Genomic DNA, 308 nt, shown 5'->3' with positions numbered 1-308 from the left:
GGCTGCGACGTCTCCGCCCCTGTGCCGCACCCCCACGTCAGGAAACCGAGGAGTGCGACGAGCAGCCCGCCCACCAGCCGTGTGCGCTGGTGGGCGGCCGCCACAGGGCGGTTGGTACGGATCACCGCTGGCTCCGGGTCATGCGGTACCCGAGTGTGCCCAGGCCGAGAGCCGACAGCACACCGCCGAGAGCCAGCCACAGCTGCTGAGAGCCGTCGGTCGCTCCTTCCCCGGTGTCGATCCTGGTCGGTACGGGAATCCCGTCGTCAGTGCCGTCGTCCGTACCGTTCTCGTCACCGCCGTTCTCG

The 308-nt window shown here is 70.1% G+C and carries 1 protein-coding gene; it reads right to left on the bottom strand.

The annotated features are described in order from the left end of the window. Positions 1-121 precede the first annotated feature (121 nt). On the bottom strand, positions 122-308 hold a 187-nt coding region (locus ELR45_RS35245; protein WP_165367804.1), incomplete at its 5' end, for a hypothetical protein.

The organism is Phytoactinopolyspora endophytica (genome assembly GCF_004138495.1).
In the GTDB taxonomy this organism is placed as follows: Bacteria; Actinomycetota; Actinomycetes; order Jiangellales; family Jiangellaceae; genus Phytoactinopolyspora; species Phytoactinopolyspora endophytica.
Note: the sequence above shows the minus strand (reverse complement) of the source record. Positions and strands in the feature narration are given on the sequence as shown.